12 protein-coding genes are annotated in these 17,449 nt (G+C 68.2%); 7 read left to right on the top strand and 5 right to left on the bottom strand.

Translation table 11 applies throughout. From position 1 onward, the window contains the following. Nucleotides 1–35: 35 nt before the first annotated feature. The 3 genes from AC07WJ_RS06610 to AC07WJ_RS06600 all read right to left on the bottom strand — a co-directional run bounded on the left by AC07WJ_RS06610 (nucleotide 36) and on the right by AC07WJ_RS06600 (nucleotide 6,341). Nucleotides 36–1,664 carry an AMP-binding protein gene (locus AC07WJ_RS06610; RefSeq protein ID WP_494933712.1) on the bottom strand — a complete coding sequence of 543 codons (1,629 nt, stop codon included), beginning with the start codon at nucleotides 1,662–1,664 and terminating at the stop codon, nucleotides 36–38. A gap of 86 nt (nucleotides 1,665–1,750) precedes the next feature. After that, nucleotides 1,751–5,029 (bottom strand): acetyl-CoA carboxylase family protein, encoded by a 3,279-nt coding sequence (locus tag AC07WJ_RS06605; protein WP_494933711.1) that lies wholly within the window; start codon nucleotides 5,027–5,029, stop codon nucleotides 1,751–1,753. Nucleotides 5,030–5,132: 103 nt separating this feature from the next. Then, nucleotides 5,133–6,341 carry an ABC transporter substrate-binding protein gene (locus AC07WJ_RS06600; protein WP_494933710.1) on the bottom strand — a complete coding sequence of 403 codons (1,209 nt, stop codon included), beginning with the start codon at nucleotides 6,339–6,341 and terminating at the stop codon, nucleotides 5,133–5,135. A gap of 162 nt (nucleotides 6,342–6,503) precedes the next feature. Between AC07WJ_RS06600 and AC07WJ_RS06595 the strand changes: the two genes are divergently transcribed. The 4 genes from AC07WJ_RS06595 (at nucleotide 6,504) to AC07WJ_RS06580 (ending at nucleotide 11,225) form a co-directional block, all read left to right on the top strand. Further along, the gene (locus tag AC07WJ_RS06595; RefSeq protein ID WP_494933709.1) at nucleotides 6,504–7,286 is read left to right on the top strand and encodes a TetR/AcrR family transcriptional regulator; all 783 of its coding nucleotides are present in this window, start codon (nucleotides 6,504–6,506) and stop codon (nucleotides 7,284–7,286) included. Nucleotides 7,287–7,375: 89 nt separating this feature from the next. Then, nucleotides 7,376–9,076 (top strand): AMP-binding protein, encoded by a 1,701-nt coding sequence (locus AC07WJ_RS06590; RefSeq protein WP_494933708.1) that lies wholly within the window; start codon nucleotides 7,376–7,378, stop codon nucleotides 9,074–9,076. A gap of 84 nt (nucleotides 9,077–9,160) precedes the next feature. Beyond that, nucleotides 9,161–10,420 (top strand): ABC transporter substrate-binding protein, encoded by a 1,260-nt coding sequence (locus AC07WJ_RS06585; RefSeq protein ID WP_494933707.1) that lies wholly within the window; start codon nucleotides 9,161–9,163, stop codon nucleotides 10,418–10,420. Nucleotides 10,421–10,514: 94 nt separating this feature from the next. Then, nucleotides 10,515–11,225: a nitroreductase gene (locus tag AC07WJ_RS06580; protein ID WP_494933706.1), complete on the top strand. Its 711-nt coding sequence runs from the start codon at nucleotides 10,515–10,517 to the stop codon at nucleotides 11,223–11,225. A gap of 19 nt (nucleotides 11,226–11,244) precedes the next feature. On the opposite strand, the gene AC07WJ_RS06575 is transcribed toward AC07WJ_RS06580, so the two are convergent. Beyond that, nucleotides 11,245–12,027 carry an SDR family NAD(P)-dependent oxidoreductase gene (locus AC07WJ_RS06575; RefSeq protein WP_494933705.1) on the bottom strand — a complete coding sequence of 261 codons (783 nt, stop codon included), beginning with the start codon at nucleotides 12,025–12,027 and terminating at the stop codon, nucleotides 11,245–11,247. Between the two features lie 289 nt (nucleotides 12,028–12,316). On the opposite strand from AC07WJ_RS06575, the gene AC07WJ_RS06570 reads away from it, so the two are divergent. The 3 genes from AC07WJ_RS06570 to AC07WJ_RS06560 are packed head-to-tail and all read left to right on the top strand — an operon-like array spanning nucleotide 12,317 to nucleotide 14,718. Next, nucleotides 12,317–13,093 carry an enoyl-CoA hydratase gene (locus tag AC07WJ_RS06570; RefSeq protein WP_494933704.1) on the top strand — a complete coding sequence of 259 codons (777 nt, stop codon included), beginning with the start codon at nucleotides 12,317–12,319 and terminating at the stop codon, nucleotides 13,091–13,093. Nucleotides 13,094–13,139: 46 nt separating this feature from the next. Then, entirely contained in the window at nucleotides 13,140–13,925 is a 786-nt protein-coding gene (locus tag AC07WJ_RS06565) for an enoyl-CoA hydratase-related protein (protein ID WP_494933703.1), read from the top strand. Between the two features lie 55 nt (nucleotides 13,926–13,980). Further along, nucleotides 13,981–14,718, top strand: coding sequence for a TetR/AcrR family transcriptional regulator (locus AC07WJ_RS06560; RefSeq protein WP_494933702.1), 738 nt, complete (start codon nucleotides 13,981–13,983; stop codon nucleotides 14,716–14,718). Nucleotides 14,719–14,808: 90 nt separating this feature from the next. Here the strand turns inward: AC07WJ_RS06560 and AC07WJ_RS06555 are convergent, their stop codons facing one another. After that, on the bottom strand, nucleotides 14,809–17,265 hold the full coding sequence (locus AC07WJ_RS06555; RefSeq protein WP_494933701.1) for a glycosyltransferase family 2 protein: 2,457 nt from the start codon (nucleotides 17,263–17,265) through the stop codon (nucleotides 14,809–14,811). Nucleotides 17,266–17,449: the final 184 nt, after the last annotated feature.

Genomic DNA, 17,449 nt, shown 5'->3' with positions numbered 1-17,449 from the left:
ATTTCGCCGGTTCGGATCGGCGGCCTCGCCGCGTCTCAGGCCTTGCGCTGCAACGGGTCGCGCCGGACCGAAATGCCGGCGCGCTCGCGATCCCATGTGTCGCCGGTGATGCCGGCCTGGCGGATCAGATATTTCTCGACCTTGCGGGTCGGCGTCTTCGGCAATTCGTCGATGATCCTGACGTAGCGGGGCACCATGAAATGGGCCATGCGCGGGATCAGGAAAGCCAGGAGGTCGGCCGGGTCCAGCCGTTCTCCCTCGGTCAGCGACACCGCCACCAGAATGTCGTCCTCGCTGAATTCGCTCGGCACGGCGACGGCGGCCGCCTCGCGCACGGCCGGATGGGCGCAGACCTCCAGCTCGACCTCGAAGGAGGAGATGTTCTCGCCCCGCCGGCGGATCGAATCCTTGAACCGGTCGACGAAGAAGTAGTTGCCGTGCTCGTCGATCCGGAAGGCGTCGCCGGTGTGGAACCAGCCATTGCGCCAGGCCCGCGCGGTCGCCGCCGGCTCGCCGTTATAGCCGTGGTTGAGCGCCCAGGGACTGTCGGTGCGCAGGATCAGCTCGCCGATCTCGCCAGGCGCCACCTCGCAGTCATTGGCGTCGACGAGGCGCGCCTGAACGCCCTTGCGCGGCCTGCCGCAGGTGGCGACCACGGTCGGATCGAGCTCCGCGATGAGCGGGCACGACACCTCGCTCATGTTGAACAGGGTGTGGGTCGCGACGCCGAAGCGCTCGCGGAAGGCGACGCCCTCCGCCGTCAGCGGAATGATGATGACCTGTCTCAGCGTGGTCTCGCGTTCGCCCGCGAGCACAGGCTGCTTGATCAGGAAGGTCGCCATGACGCCCAGCAGGATGACCGCCGTGGTCGCGGAGCGGTTCACCGTCGCCCAGAACGACGCCGTGTCGAAGGCATCGAGCAGCATGATCGAGCCGCCCTTGACCAGCATGGCATAGGTCGGCGCGGTGCCACCGACATGGAACATCGGCAGGTTGATCATGAAGCGGTCGGAGGCGTCCAGGAAGGCCACGCCATCGACATCGGCGACCAGGGCATTGCCCATGGCGCCGAGATGGGCATAGGACGACAGAACCCCCTTGGAGGGCCCGGTCGTGCCTGACGTATAGATGATGCTCTGGGTGTCCCAGGGTTCGATCGGCCGTTCCAGCGGCAGGACCTCGCCGGAACCGACGAGCCGCTCCGACGGCAGGACGTCCAGGGTGCCGATCGGCGTGGCCTCCCCGTGCAGCACGACGACCCGCTCCAGCGCGGCCGTATCGGCCTCCTTCAGCCGCTCCGCCAGGGCGGCGTGGGCGATCATCAGCCGGGCACCGGAATTGCGCAGGACATGTTCCAGGATGCCGCCGCGATAGGCCGTGTTGATCGGCACATAGACCGCGCCGGCATAGTTGATGGCAAACCACAGGCGCAGGATGTCGGCACCGTTGGGCAGCCAGACCAGGACATGGTCGCCTTGGCCGACGCCGAGATCCTGCAATCCACGCGCGGTCTGGCGCACCGCGTCGCGCAGCTGCCGATAGCTGAGTTCACTGCCGTCCTCGAACATGGCGAAGATCCGCTCGGGCGTCTGCTCGGCATGGCGGTCGAGCAGCGAGCGCAGGACGCAGTCCTCGCGGGCGGGAACGAGATCGGTGCGGCTCATCGCGTTACTCCCAGGGCCATCGCTTCTTGTTGCCCTGCTCCTGCGAGCACGGCGCATTGGATCGGCCGGGGCCGACCACGGCCACCTCAGATCGGCGCGATCGACCGGACCTTCGGTGGCATGTCATTCTGACGCCGAAGCGGCGCGCGATCGAGCACCTCGATCAGCCGCGCGCGGGTGTCGGCGGGATCGATGACGTCGTCGATGCCGAAACCTTCGGCCGCCTTGATCGGGCTGATTCCAGAGCGGATCTCGGCGATCAGTTCGCGCCGCCGCGCCGCCGGATCGGCGGCGCGCTCATAGTCCTGGCGATAGGCGACATCGACCGATCCCTCGACCGACATGGCGCAGATCTCCGCCGTCGGCCAAGCGAAGCAGGCATCCGCATCGAAGCTGCGGCCGCCGGCCATGGCGAGATAGCCGAGACCGTAGCCCTTGCGCAGGATCACCGAGATGCGCGGCACGGTGGCGTGGCCGAGCTCGAACAGCAGCTTGGCGCTGCGCCGGCCGAGCGTGGTCCGCTCCGCCTGGCTGCCGATCGACATGCCGGGAATGTCGACGAGATAGATCAGCGGCAGGCCGAAGGCGTCGCAGAGCGCGATGAAATGCGCGGCCTTCTCGGAGCCGTCGGCATCCAGCATGCCGCCCTGCGAGAGCGGCTGGTTGGCGATGAAGCCGACCGGCCGGCCGGCGAGGCGGCCGAACGCGGTGATGATATTGGTCGCGAAGGTCGGTTTGATCTCGAACAGGCTGCCGGCATCCGCCACCACCTGGACGACCTCGCGCATGTCATAGGACTTGCGCGTATTCACCGGCACGATGTGCTCCAGCACCGCGCCATCGGGTTCCACGGCCGGGGCTTCCGTCATCGGCGGGGCCTGGCCGGCATTGGCGGGCAGATAGGACAGAAAGCGCCTCACCGCGGCAAGCGCCGCCTCCTCGCTGTCGACCCCGAGATCGGCAAGGCCCTGGCGATCGACCTGGATCGCCGTGCCGCCGAGCGCCTCGGCATGGCTATCCTCGCCGGTTCCCGCCTTGACCAAGGCCGGCCCGGCGAGCCCCATGGTCGAGCGGCCCCGGACCATGACGACGAAATCGGCCATGCCGCTATAGTTGGTATTGGCGGCAAAGCCGGCGCCGAGCACCGCCGACACCATCGGCACCCATCCCGACATGCGCGCGAACTCGTGGAAGATCGTCACGGCGGCCGCATAGGCCCGCGAGCTCTGGCCGTCCTGAATGCGATGGCCGCCGCCGTCGAGCAGCATGACCACCGGGATGCCCTGGTTCTTCGCCAGCCGCGCGGCGCGCTCCATCTTGTCGCCGCCGAGATGGCCGGAGCTGCCGCCGAAAACCGTGAAGTCTTGCGCCATGATCATCGCATGGCGGCCGTCGATCCGGGCCGAACCGACCACGACGCCGTCGGCCGGCGCATCCTTCTCAACCTTGTCGTTGCGGATCAATCCGCCGATTTCACTGAAAGTACCGGCATCGCAGAGACGCGCGATGCGCTCGCGCACGGTCAAGGCGCCACGGCCATGCTGCCTGGCGACGGCTGCCGGCCGCATGTGGTCGAGCAGCGCCTCGTGGCGGGCCCGGACCTCGGCGAGGTCGGCGCGGACATGGTCGGCGCGCTGCGCCCCGGCGTCGTCGCCGGCGCCAATATCGACCTCGCCCGGCTCGATGAACACCAGCGGCTGGTCGGCCACCATATTGTCGCCGGCGGCCCCGGCGACGAGCCGGACGAAGCCGGCTTGGCTGGCGGTGACCACATGCTCCATCTTCATCGCCTCGATCACCGCCACCGGCTGGCCGGCGCCGACCGCGTCGCCCTCCGCGACATCGAAGCTGACCACCCGGCCGCCCATCGGCGACAGCAGGGCGACCGTCCCGACAGGTCCCGCCAGCACCGCGCCACCGGTCCCGGTCGCCCCAGCCGTGTCGCCGGCTTGGGCATGCAGCCGCGGGTGACCGCCGGCGGCCGAGACCAGGTCGGCCGCGTGCCGTTCGACGAAACCGGTATCGAAGGCCCCGGCGATCACCTCGGGGCGCTTGATCAGGCTCTGCAGGAACCCCTGGTTGGTGCCGACACCCTCGATGCGGAACTCGCAAAGCGCCCGATAGGCGCGGCCGAGCGCATCCTCCAGCCGTCCCGACGGCGCGAAGGCAATGACCTTGGCGAGCAAGGGATCGAAGCTGGTCGTGGTCCGGTAGCCGGCATAACCTGATGTTTCGACCCGGATGCCGGCGCCACCCGGCGGATCGAAGGCGCCGAGCGTGCCGCCGGTCGGCGCCGCCGAGCCATCCGGCCCGATCCGCTCCATGTTGATGCGCAGCTCCACCGCCATGCCGCGCGGCCGCCCGACGGCCTCCTGCGTCAGCCCGAGTTCGGCGAGGGAGCGGCCCGCCGCCAGCCGCAGCTGGGTCTGGACGAGATCGACGCCCATCACCTCCTCGGTGACGGTGTGCTCGACCTGCAGCCGCGGATTGGCCTCCATGAAGACGAAGCGGCCGGGCTGGTCCGTCCCCGGCTCGACCAGGAATTCGAACGTGCACAGCGTGTGGGTTCGCGCGATCCGGGCAAGCTTGACCGCGGCCGCGGCGATCCGGTCGCGCAAGGCCGGATCGAGCCCGGGCGCCGGCGCGATCTCGATCAGCTTCTGGTGGCGCCGCTGCAGGCTGCATTCGCGTTCGAACAGGTGGATCGCCTGGCCGGCGACGTCGCCGAGCACCTGGATCTCGACATGACGCGCCGGCCGGATCAGCTCCTCGACATAAAGCGCATCCGAGCCGAAGGCCGCCTTGGCTTCCGAACCGGCGCGCCGATAGGCCTCGGCGAGATCGGCCGGCTTGTCGACCACCCGCATGCCGCGGCCGCCGCCGCCGGCCACCGCCTTGACCATCAACGGTCGGCCGCCGAGCGAGACCATGAAGGCCTCGGCTTCGGCAAGGCTGGTCGCGCCTTCGGTGCCCGCCGCCAGCGGTACGCCGGCCTCGCGCGCCAGCCGCCGCGCCGCGCCCTTGTCGCCGAACAGGTCGAGCGTCGCCGGGCTCGGGCCGACAAAGGTCAGGCCCGCCGCGGCGCAAGCCCTGGCGAATGCGGCATTCTCGGAGAGAAAGCCGTAACCCGGATGGACCGCGTCGCAGCCGGCCGCGACCGCCGCAGCCACCACCGCCGCGCTACCGAGATAGGCCGCCGCCCCCGTCCCTGGCAGCGCCATCGCCATATCGGTCCGGCGCACATGCAGCGACGCCGCGTCCTCGGCCGCGTAGACCGCGACGGTCTCGATGCCGAGCTCGCTCGCCGCCCGCGCAATCCGCACCGCGACCTCGCCCCGGTTCGCTATCAGCAGTTTCCTGAACATGGATCCTCTGGTCCCGGCGAGGCGGCATGGTGGCCCGCCCCGCTCCTGTGATCGCGGCGCAAAGGCCCGGTGTTCCGGGACACCGGAGCCGTTCGATGGCCGATCAGGCGCGCTTGAGCAGCGGACATTCGCTCTCGTCCGCCGGCCGGTAGGCCTCGGCGCCGGCAATGGTCGAGATGATCTTGAGCGTGTCGTTCGCAGCCTTCGATTCCGAGGGTTTCTTGACCTCGGCGAAATACATGTCCCGCAGCAGCCGGCCATCAGGACGAATGCGCGCACCATTGGTCATGAAGTCTTCCACGGGAAGCGCGTTGAGCGCCGCCAGCACGGCGGCATTGTCCTTGGTTCCGGCCTGCTTGACCGCCTTGAGATAGTGCAGCGTGCTGCTGTAGACGGTCGCCTGGACATCGGTCGGGATGCGTCCGCCGTGACGCTCCTGGAACCGCTTGCTCCAGGCTCGCGTCCGGTCGTTCTGGTCCCAGTAGAAATCGGTCACGACCGGTGCGCCCTGGGCGCGTTCGAGCCCGAGCGCCTGGATATCCATGGTGGTGAAGAACAGCGGCACCATGCGCTGGGTGATGCCGAATTCGGCCGCCTGCTTCATCATGGTCTGGGTGTCGGAGCCGCCGGTGGCCAGCGCGATCACGTCGGCGCGCGACGCCTGGGCCTGCAGCAGGAACGAGGCGAAATCCTTCGTGCCGAGCGCGTAGCGAACCGTGCCGGCGATGGTTCCGCCGTTCTTGCGCACGACCGAGACCGTGTCCTGCTCGAGCGTCTGGCCCGAGGCATAGTCGATCGTGATGAAATACCAGGACTTTCCACCGGCCTGCATGACGCCGGTCGCCGCCCCGTTGGCCAGCGAATAGCTGTCATAACCCCAGACGACGCCGTGCGGCGAACAGAGCTTGCCGCTGAGATCCTTGTTGTTCAGGCCGGAGAAGATGACCAGCTTGTTCTTCTCCTGCGCCAGCGTCTGCACCGGCAAGGCGAGACCCGAATTCAGCACGTCGACGATCACGTCGACGCCGTCCACGTCATACCATTTGCGCACGATGCCGACGCCCAGGTCCGGCTTGTTCTGGTGATCGGCCGAGGTGATCTCGATCGGCTTGCCGAGCAGGGAGCCGCCGAAATCCTCGACCGCGAGCGTCGCCGCCACGACCGATCCGCGCCCGCCGAAATCCGAGAAGATGCCGGACATGTCGCTGAGCACGCCGATCTTCACCGGATCGCCGGCGGCGGCGAAGGCCTGCCGGACCGGGCCCGCGCCAAGCGCCAGCGCCGAAGCCGTGAACATACGCCGTGAAATCATCGCTCCGTCCTCCCAAGGGTCTTATGCGGGAGATTTGCTCTCCCCTGGCGGACGACCCTATTGGTCCTTTCGAAAAAATCAATAGGTCAATTAATTATTGCGCGACCGACCGTTCGCGCTAGCATGTGTTCAAATCGCGCGCTGCCGCGCTAGAACCGGTCCATGACCCAGAAGAACAAGAAATCCGGCCCTTCGAACGCCGTAGCCGTGGCCGTGAAACGGTCGCCCGGCCGGCCACGGCTCGCCGACCGCGGCAATGCCGACCAGACCCGCGACATGCTGCTCGATGCCGGCCTCAAGCTGTTTGCCCGCTACGGCTACGATCCGGTCACGACCGGCGCGATCGCCGAAGCCGCGGGCCTCACCCAGTCGATGGTGCACTATCATTTCGGCTCGAAATCGAAGCTCTGGGAAGAAGCGATCAAGCGCATGATGCAGAAGCGCGGCGCGCTGTTCCGCATGGCCACGCGCGATCTCGCCGGTCTCGACCCGGTCGACAAGCTGAAGGCGCTGACCCGCAGGCTGATCGAAGCCAATGCCGAGAATCCCGACTTCGTCCGGATCGCCGTCCATGAGGGCACGGCGCGCAGTCCGCGCCTGAAATGGCTCGTCGACAATTATTTCGCGCCGGGCTTCGGGGTCTTCGACGAGGCCGTGCGCGAAGCCATTGCGGCAAAGGCGATCCCCGATCTGCCGGTTCACGACGTGACCAATGCCATCACCTCGGCCGCCTCGCTGACCTTCGGGCTTCGCGCCATGGTCGAGGGCATCTATGGCATCGAGGTCCGTGATGCCGCCCATATCAGGTCGTTCAGCGACAGCGTGATCCAGATCCTGTTCGACGGCCTGCTGAACAAGCCGGCCGCCGCGAAACCCGGCCGGACGGCCAAGGCCCCGGCGCTGACCAAGGCCGGCCGGGCCCGGCCGAACCGGGCCAGCGCATAGCGGCGCATCGGGCTTAATCAATACAGCTATTGATTTTTGTGAAATATGAGGCCAGCCTCGCCTGATAACAAGAACCATCAGGAGGCCCCGTGGAGGAAACCGACTATCTGGCCCGGCTTGCCGAGCTGCGCGCCAAGCGCTGGCCGAAGGGCTGGCCGCAGGAGCCGCAATACCGGTTCGGCAGGGTACTGCTCACCGATTATCTCAGGCGCTGGGCGGAGCTTCAGCCGGCCAAGGCCGCCGTCAATTTCTACGGGGCGGAACTGAGCTATGCCGAGCTTGACCGGCTGAGTGACCGCTTCGCCGCATTCCTCATGAAAAAAGGCATCGGCAAGGGCGATCGGGTCGCCGTCTACATGCCGAACTGCCCGCAGTTCTTCATTGCCTTCTATGGCATCCTGAAGCTCGGCGCGATCCATGTGCCGGTCAATCCGATGTTCAAGGCAACCGAGCTTCGTTATGAGCTGGTCGACACCGGCGCCCGGCTGATCGTGGTTCTCGATCAGTTGCACGACGTGGTCCAGGAGGTTCGCGCCGACACGCAGATCGCGCATGTCGTCGTCACCTCGCTCGGCGAAATGGCGCCGGCCAGGCCGGACATTCCGGCGCCGCCGGCGCTCCTGCAAGCCAGGCGCGACATAGCCGGTGCGATCGACCTGCTGCCGGCGCTCGAAGCGACGGGAAAGCCCTTCGTCGCGCCGGCGGGCATCACGCTCGATGACATCGCCGCGCTGAACTACACCGGCGGCACGACCGGACTGCCCAAGGGCTGCATCCACACCCAGGGCGACATGGTCTATACGGCGGCGACCACGGTGCCGTTCTCGCTCGGCATCGAGCCCAAGAGCACCTATCTCTGCATGCTGCCGGTGTTCTGGATGGCCGGCGAAGTGTTCGGCCTGATCTTCCCGATCTTCGCCGGCAGCACCGTGGTGCTGCTGACCCGCTGGGATCCGGTCGCCTGCATGGCGGCGATCGACCGCTACAAGGTCACCCATGCGAGCTTCCTGGTCGACGGCGCCGTCGAGATCCTCGATCACAAGGACCGGGGCGACTACGACCTCACCAGCCTGGAACGGACCGGCGGCATTTCCTTCGTCAAGAAGCTCAACCCGGAGTTCCGCCGGCGCTGGCGCGACCTGACCGGCTCGACCATTCGCGAGGTCGCCTGGGGAATGACCGAGACGCACACCTGCGACACCATGAATTTCGGCCTCGACGAGGACGATTTCGACCTGAAGTCGCAGCCGGTCTTTGTCGGTTTCCCGGTTCCGGGCACCGACTTCAAGATCTGCGACTTCGAGACCGGCGCGTTGAAACCGCTCGGCGAGGAGGGCGAGATCTGCATCCGCTCGCCCTCGGTGCTGAAGGGCTATTGGAACCGTCCCGACGAAAGCGCCAGGACCTTCCGGGACGGCTGGTTCCACACGGGCGACATCGGCGTCTACGACAGCGACGGCATCCTGCACTTCCTCGGCCGCCGCAAGGAGATGCTCAAGGTCAACGGCATGAGTGTCTTCCCCGGCGAGATCGAGGCGATCCTCGGCCAATATCCGGGCCTGCTCGGCAGCGGCGTCATCGGCCGGCCGGACGAGGCCAAGGGCGAGGTGCCGGTGGCCTTCGTCTGGCTCGCCGAAGACCGGCGCGGCGCCGAGGGCGAAGCCGCCTTCCGCGCCTGGTGCGCCAAGACGCTGTCCAGCTACAAGCTGCCGGAGATCCGCTTCGTCGCCCAATTGCCGATGACCGAAACCGGCAAGGTCAAGAAGGAACAGCTGAGGGAGCTGCTCTAGCGCGCCGGCCGAGGCCGGCGGCTCCACGCATGACATTCAACGACATCATAACGACGGCGCGATACGGCCGCGGAGGAAACCACCATGTCTGACATCAAGGCGCAGCGGACACCAGGAACCAGGGCCGTAGCGGCGCTGTGGAAGGCCATGACGATGACGGCCGCGGCGGTCGCCCTGCTCGGCCAGGCCGGCATCGCCGTCGCTCAGGCGCCCGCGCCGATCAGGATCGGCATCCTGAACGACCAGTCGGGCGTCTATTCGAGCATTACCGGGCCCGGATCGGTCGCCGCCGCCAGGCTCGCGATCGAGGATGCCGGCGGCACGGTGCTCGGCCGCCCGGTCGAGATCATCGTCGCCGACCACCAGCACAAGCCCGATCTCGGCGCGACGATCGCGCGCGAATGGTTCGACGTGCAGGGCGTCGACGCCATCTTCGACATCTACAGCTCGGGTGTGTCGCTGGCGGTGCAGAAGATCGCCCAGGACAAGAACAAGCTCCTGGTCGTCTCGATGGCCAGCAGCGGCCTGATCAGCGGCCAGCAATGTTCGGCCAACGGCATGCAATGGGCCAATGACGGCTATGTCGTCTCCAACCTGACGGTGCGCGGCCCCGCCGGTTCCGCGCCGACGTCCTGGTTCTTCATCACCGTCGACTATACCGCCGGCCACAGCATCGAGGCCGATGCCGGGCGGATGATCAAGGCCGCCGGCGGCACCGTGGTCGGCGCCGTGCGCTTCCCGATCGGCTCACCCGACTTCTCGTCCTTCCTGCTGCGCGCGCAGAGTTCGGGTGCCAAGAATGTCGGTTTCATCGGCGGCGGCGCCGACATGATCAATGCCATGAAACAGGCCGACGAGTTCGGAATCCGGGCCGCCGGCCAGCGCTTCGTGCCGTTCTCGATGACCACGGTCGACATATCCGCGGTCGGCAGCCAGGTGGCCGCCGGCATGCCGCTGGTGCTCAGCTTCTACTGGGGCGAGAACGAGGCGACCCAGCGCTGGGCCGACCGCTTCAAGCGGGCCACCGGGCGCCTGCCGACCGACCCGCAGGCCAATGTCTACAGCGCCGTGCTGCATTATCTGAAATCGGTCCAGGCCGCCGGCACCCGCGACACCGCGGCCGTGCTCGCCAGGATGCGGGCGACCCCGGTGGAGGATTTCTTCACCCACGGCGCGCGCATCCGGGCCGACGGCCGGCTGATGCGCGACGTCTATTATGCCGAGGCCAAGGCGCCCGGCCAGATGCGCAATGCCGACGACCTGCTGACCCTGGTCAGCCGGGTGCCCGGCGAGCAGGCTTTCACACCTGCGCAGCAGAGCGAATGCCCGCTCATGCGCCAATGAGCGACATCTGAACGCCCCGCAGGGGCCGGGCGCGCAAGCGCCGGCCCCTTGCTCCGACCGGCAGGCCTCCAGACCCAGCAGCGAGCGTTTCGACATGACAGCGCCAGACCATCATGCAAGCGCAGCCGAAGCCGACGATGCCGTCTTCGCGCGCCTGCTGACCGCGCGGCACAGCTGCCGTGCATTCAAATCCGAGCCGGTGCCGCGCGCCACGATCCAGACCATGCTGGCCACCGCGCAGAAGACCGCCTCCTGGAACAATACCCAGCCCTGGCAGGTGATCATCACCGCCGGCGCCGCCACCGAGCGGTTCCGCGACCTGATGGTCGCGGCCGTCCGGGACGGCGAGCCGCCGCATAGCGACCTGCCGTTCCCGCGCGAATATCGCGGCGTCTATCTCGACCGGCGCCGCGCCTGCGGTTTCCAGCTCTATGACGCGGTCGGTGTCCAGCGCGGCGACAAGCAGGCCTATGCCCGCCAGTCACTCAGGAACTATCAGCTGTTCGACGCCCCCCATGTCGCCATCGTCACCTCCGACGAGGCGCTCGGCCCTTATGGCGCGATCGATTGCGGCGCCTATGTCACCAACTTCATGACGGCGGCCCAGAGCCTCGGCGTGGCGACCATCGCCCAGGCCGCGCTGGCGGTGCATGCCGACAGGATCCGCGCGCATTTTTCGATTTCCCCCGACCGGCACGTCGTCTGCGGCATTTCTTTCGGTTTCGCCGACCGGGCAGCCCCCGCCAATCAATACCGCACGGCACGTGCCGGCCTCGACGAGGTCGTGCGCTGGGTCGAGGATTGAAGCGTGGCCCATCGCGGGATCAGTAGATGGTGTAGCCGCCATCGATCACCAGCGTCTGGCCGGTGTGATAGGCCGAGGCGGCACTCATCAGGTAGAGCGCGATGCCGGCGAAATCGGCAGGCTGGCCGAAGCGCCGCATGGGAATGCGCGGCGTCACGTTGCGCAGGAATTTTTCGTTCTGCAATGCGCCGGCGGTCATGTCGGTCTCGATCCAGCCGGGCAGGATCGCATTCACCGTGATGCCCTGCCGTGCCAGTTCGACGGCCAGCGCCCGGACCAGCGCATTCACCGCGCCCTTGGCGGCGCCGTAATGCTCGTTGAAGGCGGCGCCCTCGACCGAGGCGACGCTCGACGTGGCAACGAGCCGGCCGAAGGCATCGCCCGCCTTGGCCCGCTCGGTCATGTGCCGCGCGGCGACCTGGAACGTGTGCATCACGCCATCCAGGTTGGCCGCCATCACGGCGCGCCAGTCCTCCGCCTTGCGGTCGATGAACGGGCCCGGGCTCGCGCCGGTTATGCCGGCATTGGCGAACAGGCCGTCGACGCGGCCGAACCGCGCCAGCGTCGCGGCGAAGGCCGCTTCCACCGAGGCGGCGTCGGCGACATCGCAGTGCTGGGCCTCGGCCCGTGCCCCCAGCCGGGTCAGCCGGTCGACGGCGGCGGCGTTTTTCGCGGCGTTGCGGCCCCATATCGACAGCGCGCAACCGGCACCGGCCAGCGCCTCGGCCATGCCCAGCCCGATGCCGCCATTGCCGCCGGTGACGACGGCCACGCGGTTCGACAGGTCGAAGAGATGGGACATCGGAGCTCCCCCGGGGCTCGGTGACATCGAGGCACGGCTTCGGCCATGCCGAAGGGTTCCGTTCGGGCGCCGGAGCCTCGGCCCGGAGCGCCGGACCGCGAAATTAGAACACTGCTTGAATTGAGAGTCCACCACGCCTAGCCTCGGCCGAAGTGCGGAGATGCGGCCTCGCCGATAATCTGCGCCTGATCGGATCCAGCGGCGCGGGATGCGCCCGAAACAGGCTCCGGCGGCCGCGGGCTCCAGCCGGCGTCACGGTCCCGACCGAAGCCTTTGGAGGACATGGCCGATGAGTGAACTCGACATCGAACGGCGGGGCTCGACGGCGGTCCTCACCCTCAACCGGCCGCAGGCGATGAACGCCCTGTCGCATTCCCTCATGCGGACGATCGCCCGCACCGTCAGCGCGCTCGGCCGTGACGACGGCGTGCGCGTCATCATCCTGACCGGTGCCGGCGAGCGCGCTTTCTCGGCCGGCCTCGACCTGAAGGAGCTGGGCGCCGATGCCTCGATCCTCGGCGCGGTCGACGACGCGTCGATCGAGGAAAATCCGGTCAAGGCGATCGAGGCCTGTCCGAAGCCGGTCATTGCCGCGATCAACGGCGTCGCCATCACCGGCGGCTTCGAGCTGGCGCTCGCCTGCGACGTGCTGATCGCCTCGACCGGCGCGCGCTTCGCCGATACCCATGGCCGCGTCGGCGTGATCCCCGGCTGGGGCCTGTCGCAGAAGCTGCCGCGGCTCATCGGCGTCTATCGCGCCAAGGAAATCTCCTTCACCGGCAATTTCATCGACGCCCGCACCGCCTGCGACTGGGGCCTGGTCAATCGCGTGGTCGAGCCCGGCGAACTGATGCCGGCGGCGCTGAAGCTCGCCGCCGAGATGGCGCAGGTGTCGGCCGGGTACCTCGCCGACTACAAGCGGCTGATCGATGACGGTTTCGACCTCCCCTACGGCGAGGCCATGGCGCTCGAACAGGAACGTTCGCGCCGCTACAACAGCGCCGTCCCGGCGGCCGAACTCGAAGCCAGGCGCGCCGGCGTGCAGGCGCGCGGCCGCAGCCAATAGTTCATCCGATCGGGGCTGCGCGCCCGCACCGCAGGGAGACTTCGCCATGTCCAGCAAGATCGACTTCTCACTGTCCGGCCCGGTCGCGATCCTGCGATTGAACGACCCCGCCTCGATGAACGCGCTGTCGGTCGAAATGGTCGAGGCCATGCAGGCGGCCGTCGCCGAGGCCGCGCGATCGGCCCGCGTGCTGGTCATTGCCGGTTCGGCGCGAGCCTTCAGCTCCGGCGCCAACCTGACCGGCGATCTGCTCGATGAACGGCCCGGCTCGCAATTCGATGCCGGCGCCATCCTGGAACAGCACATCAATCCGCTGATGGTGGCGTTGCGTGATCTCGGCATTCCCTGGATCGCCGCGGTGCGTGGCGCGGCGGCCGGCGTCGGCTGCTCGCTGGCGCTCGCCGCCGACCTGATCGTCGCCGGCGACAGCGCCTATTTCCTGCAGGCGTTCCGGCGCATCGGCCTGGTTCCGGACGGTGGTTCGACCTACCTCCTGGTCAAGGCGGTGGGCCGGGTCCGGGCCATGGAGATGATGCTGCTCGGCGAGAAGATCCCGGCCGGCAAGGCGCTCGCCTGGGGCCTGATCAACCGGGTGGTCGAGGACGAGGCGGTGGACGAGACGGCGCTCGCGCTGGCGCGCGAAATGGCCGGCGGACCGACGGTCGCCTTCGGGCTGATCCGCAAATCGGCCTGGCTCGCGACCAGCGCCGATTTCGAAACCTCGCTCAAGGCCGAACGCATGGCGCAGGCCGAGGCCGGCCGCACCACCGATTTCAGGGAAGGGGTCGCCGCCTTCCGCGACAAGCGCCCCGCCCGCTTCACCGGAACCTGAACCTCCGGCAAGCCACGCCATGCGCCATTCAGCCGGCACGGATCGGACGACCGCCATGGACGCAGATCGGCCGCCGCGGGACCTGCCCCGCGGCGAAGCCACGCGCCGGCACATCAAGCAGGTGGCGCGCCGGCTGTTTGCCACCCGCGGCCTGGAGGTCGTGTCGATCCGCGAAATCGTCAAGGCGGCCGGCCAGAAGAATGCCGGCTCGATCAACTACTATTTCCGCTCGAAGGACGACCTGATCCGCGAGCTGATCCTGGACGTCGCGCGGCTCCGCGACGCCCATCACGAAGCGCGGCTGAACGCGCTGGAGGCCGCGGGCGAACCGCCGACCCTGCGCGCCATCATCGCCATTCTTGCCGAACCACCACATATCGCGGCCGACGACCGGGGCAGCGACGACCACGCCCTGCGCTTTCTCAACATGGTGATGATCAACCACCGTGACCTCTTGTTCGAGGCCGTGCAAGGTGGCGCCGATCGCGGCATCCGCCGCTGTTTCGATCACCTGAAACGACTGCTGCCGGAGTTTCCGGCGCCGCTGGTGCAGCAGCGCCTGATGCTCGCCATGCTCTATCTGTTTGCGGTCGCCTCGTCGCGCGAGGCGGCCCACGCACAGCCGGATCAGTGGCGTTACCTCTGGGGACATCCGGCGGCGCGCGACAATCTCCTGGACAGTATCGAGGGCCTGCTGCGCCAGCCGCCCTCGCCCGACACCCTGGCTGCGCTCGGGCAAATTCCCGCACTGCCCGCAACGCCGCCGAAAGCGGGCCGCGCCCCATCCGGCTAGCGTTCGGGACGCAAGGTCGCCAGCCCAAGGAGGAGCCGTTTCGAACTGACGGGCGGCCTGCCCTTCATGCGGTCCCGCATGTCGAAACGATCAGGATCCGACCTTGAAAATGCCCGCGCCGGCCGCCCGGTCCGCGGGCGCAAGAACCGCCTCCAGCGCCCTGTCGATCGCATCCTCACTCAAGGTCGCCCGGGCCCACTCACGTGCCGCCTTCGACGTCTCCCGCCACAGGGAATCGTCGCCGTGAAGCGCGTCGATCCTGGCGGCAAAATCGGCGTCGTCACCGGCCACCAGGACACGGACGAGATCCGCCGTCAGCGGGATGCCCTCGGCGGCGATCGGGCTCATGACGCAAGGCAGTCCATGGGCGAGCGACAAGAGCACCTTGCCCTTGACCCCGGCGCCGAAGCGCAGCGGCGCCACCATCAACCGCTTCTGGCCAAGATAGCCGGCAATGTCCTTCACATAGCCGATGATGCGGGTCTCCGCCGAGACGGCGTCGAGGGTGAGGAGGTTGCTGTGCGACCCGGCAATGTCGAAACCGTCACGCCGGACGCCTTCGGCAACCTCCGGCCAGATCGCCCGGCAGAAATGCCTGACGGCATCGGCATTGGGCGCGTGCCGGAAGCTGCCGAGGAAACAGATCCCCTTCCGGTGCTCCGGGCCGACATCCGGCCCGGGGCTTTCGACATCCCACAGCACCACGGCCACCTGCGCGGCCGGAACATGCGTCGCGATATGGTCCCTTTCCCAGGTGGAATGGGTGATGGTGACATCGGCTGAGCGGATGCAGGCCAGCTCCTCCTCGCGCATCGTCGCGAGCGCCAGTTCGTCGCCGGCTTCCCCTGTCGTCCCGAGGGCGCGTTCGGCGCGCACGTGATGAAGATCGGCGACACTGAACAGCAGCCGCGCTCCCGGATTGGCATTCCCGGCCGGGTCGAGAACCCGTTTGGCGACATGATAGCGATGGGCATAGACCACATCGAACTGGTTGTGGCGCGACCGCAGGAACTGGTCGATGTTCTCGACGCCGTCATGGGCCTCGATGCCGCGTGCGCGCAGCCTTTGCGCCAGGCCCGCCGCGCCCGGCGACCGCTCGGTCGCCAGGAACTCGACGTGGTAGCCCAGTCGCCGGAACGCGCGGACATGGCTCAGCACGGCGACCGATCCGGCGTCTTCGTCGGGCGCGGGAAAATGCTCGTCGACGAACAAGACCGCACCGGCCTTCCCGCCGCCACCGGTCGCGCCGATCGTCGGCAGTGCGCCGGTCCAGCGGGCCAGAAAGCGGGAGCGGCCCTGGGTCTTCGATGACAGGCCGACGAGCGGGCCGGCCAGCACCGCGTCGACAGCCCCCTGGACCAGCACCTTGCCGCCCGCCGTCCTCAGCGCGAAGCCCAGGTTGGCGGTGGTATAGTCGAGGAAGGCCTCGGCACGCTCGAAGCCGCCATGCGCGTCGAAGGTGGCGCGATCGATCATCAAGGCGTTGAGAGCGACATCGTCGGCCTCGCGCAGGATCCGGAAGCGCATGGTGGCGGCGTCCGCGCCCTGGCCGATGGGCGATCGGTTGCCCAGCGGCTCGATCGACAACCCGCTGGCGCGCAGCCGCCCGTCGACATCCAGCAGCCGCGGCGCGACCAGATGCCCCCGCCCTTCGCGATCCAGCGTCTCGAGCAGGACCTGCAAGGCGTCCGGGCCGACCTCGCGCAGGCCCGTGGCGAAAAAGAGGATCTCGCCACGCGCCATCCTGGCGCCATCGGCATAGGCGGCCAAGACACCGCCCGGCCTGGCGATGCGCACCACGCGCGCGCCGCCCCGGACCAGCAATGGCAGCAGCGTCGTCTCGACCGCCCCGCTATTGTCGACGACGACGATCTCGAAACGGCAGCTCGTCGACGTCTCAACGATCGATCGGACCAGCGCGTGATCGTCGCCGAGCCGGCCGCTCGAGGCGATGATGACGGATATCCGCGGGGTCGCCTGGATCGGCACATGGACCGGCTTCAATCCGCTCGCCAGCTGTTCGGCGGAACGGCGGAGCCGGTCCGGCAAGGTCGCCAGCGCCATATCGCCGAGCGGCGTGCTCTGGTTCAACGTATCGAACCGGTCGATCGCGCCCAGAACCCGGGCCATCAGGTTGGTCGACAGGGTCAGCAGCGGTTCCAGCTGCGCGGGCCTCTCGGCGGCCGCGATGGTCGCCTCCACCTGACGGTCGATCCATTGCGCGAAGGCCTCGTCGAGGGCCGGATCGGCGCGGTAGAGGTGTCGTGGCGAACCGCCGATATCGAGGCCGGTCTCGGCGAAGCGGACGCTGACGCGGTGGACCGGCATCGGGAACAGCGAAGCCGGCAATGGCAGCCAGAAGCCGTAGCAGCCGTCACCAAGGCCGGCCTTGGCCAGATCGGTCCGCATCTTGTCGGCGACGAAACGCGCGATCCGCTGTTCGCCGTCATAGAGCTCCAGCACCAGACGGCGCCCGTCATCGCGGTCGTCGCGCGCCCAGCCGGCGATCCGGTCCGGACCGACGTAATCGAGATGCCCGCTCAGCATGGCCTGCCCAACCCGGCCGCCCGGCAGCCTGTTCGAAGACCCGGGGGACCCGCCCGCAAGGCCCAGCCGCCGGCCGGCGTCACGTCGTTGCGCACGGCATCACCACGAGGCGACGGCATTCGGCCGGCTGCCGGACATGTCGGCGCATCCCGGGAACCCCGGATCGCGCGAGCGCGGTGATCGC

The sequence above is a fragment of the Phreatobacter sp. GW821-FHT04C01 genome, from assembly GCF_059420385.1.
Note: the sequence above shows the minus strand (reverse complement) of the source record. Positions and strands in the feature narration are given on the sequence as shown.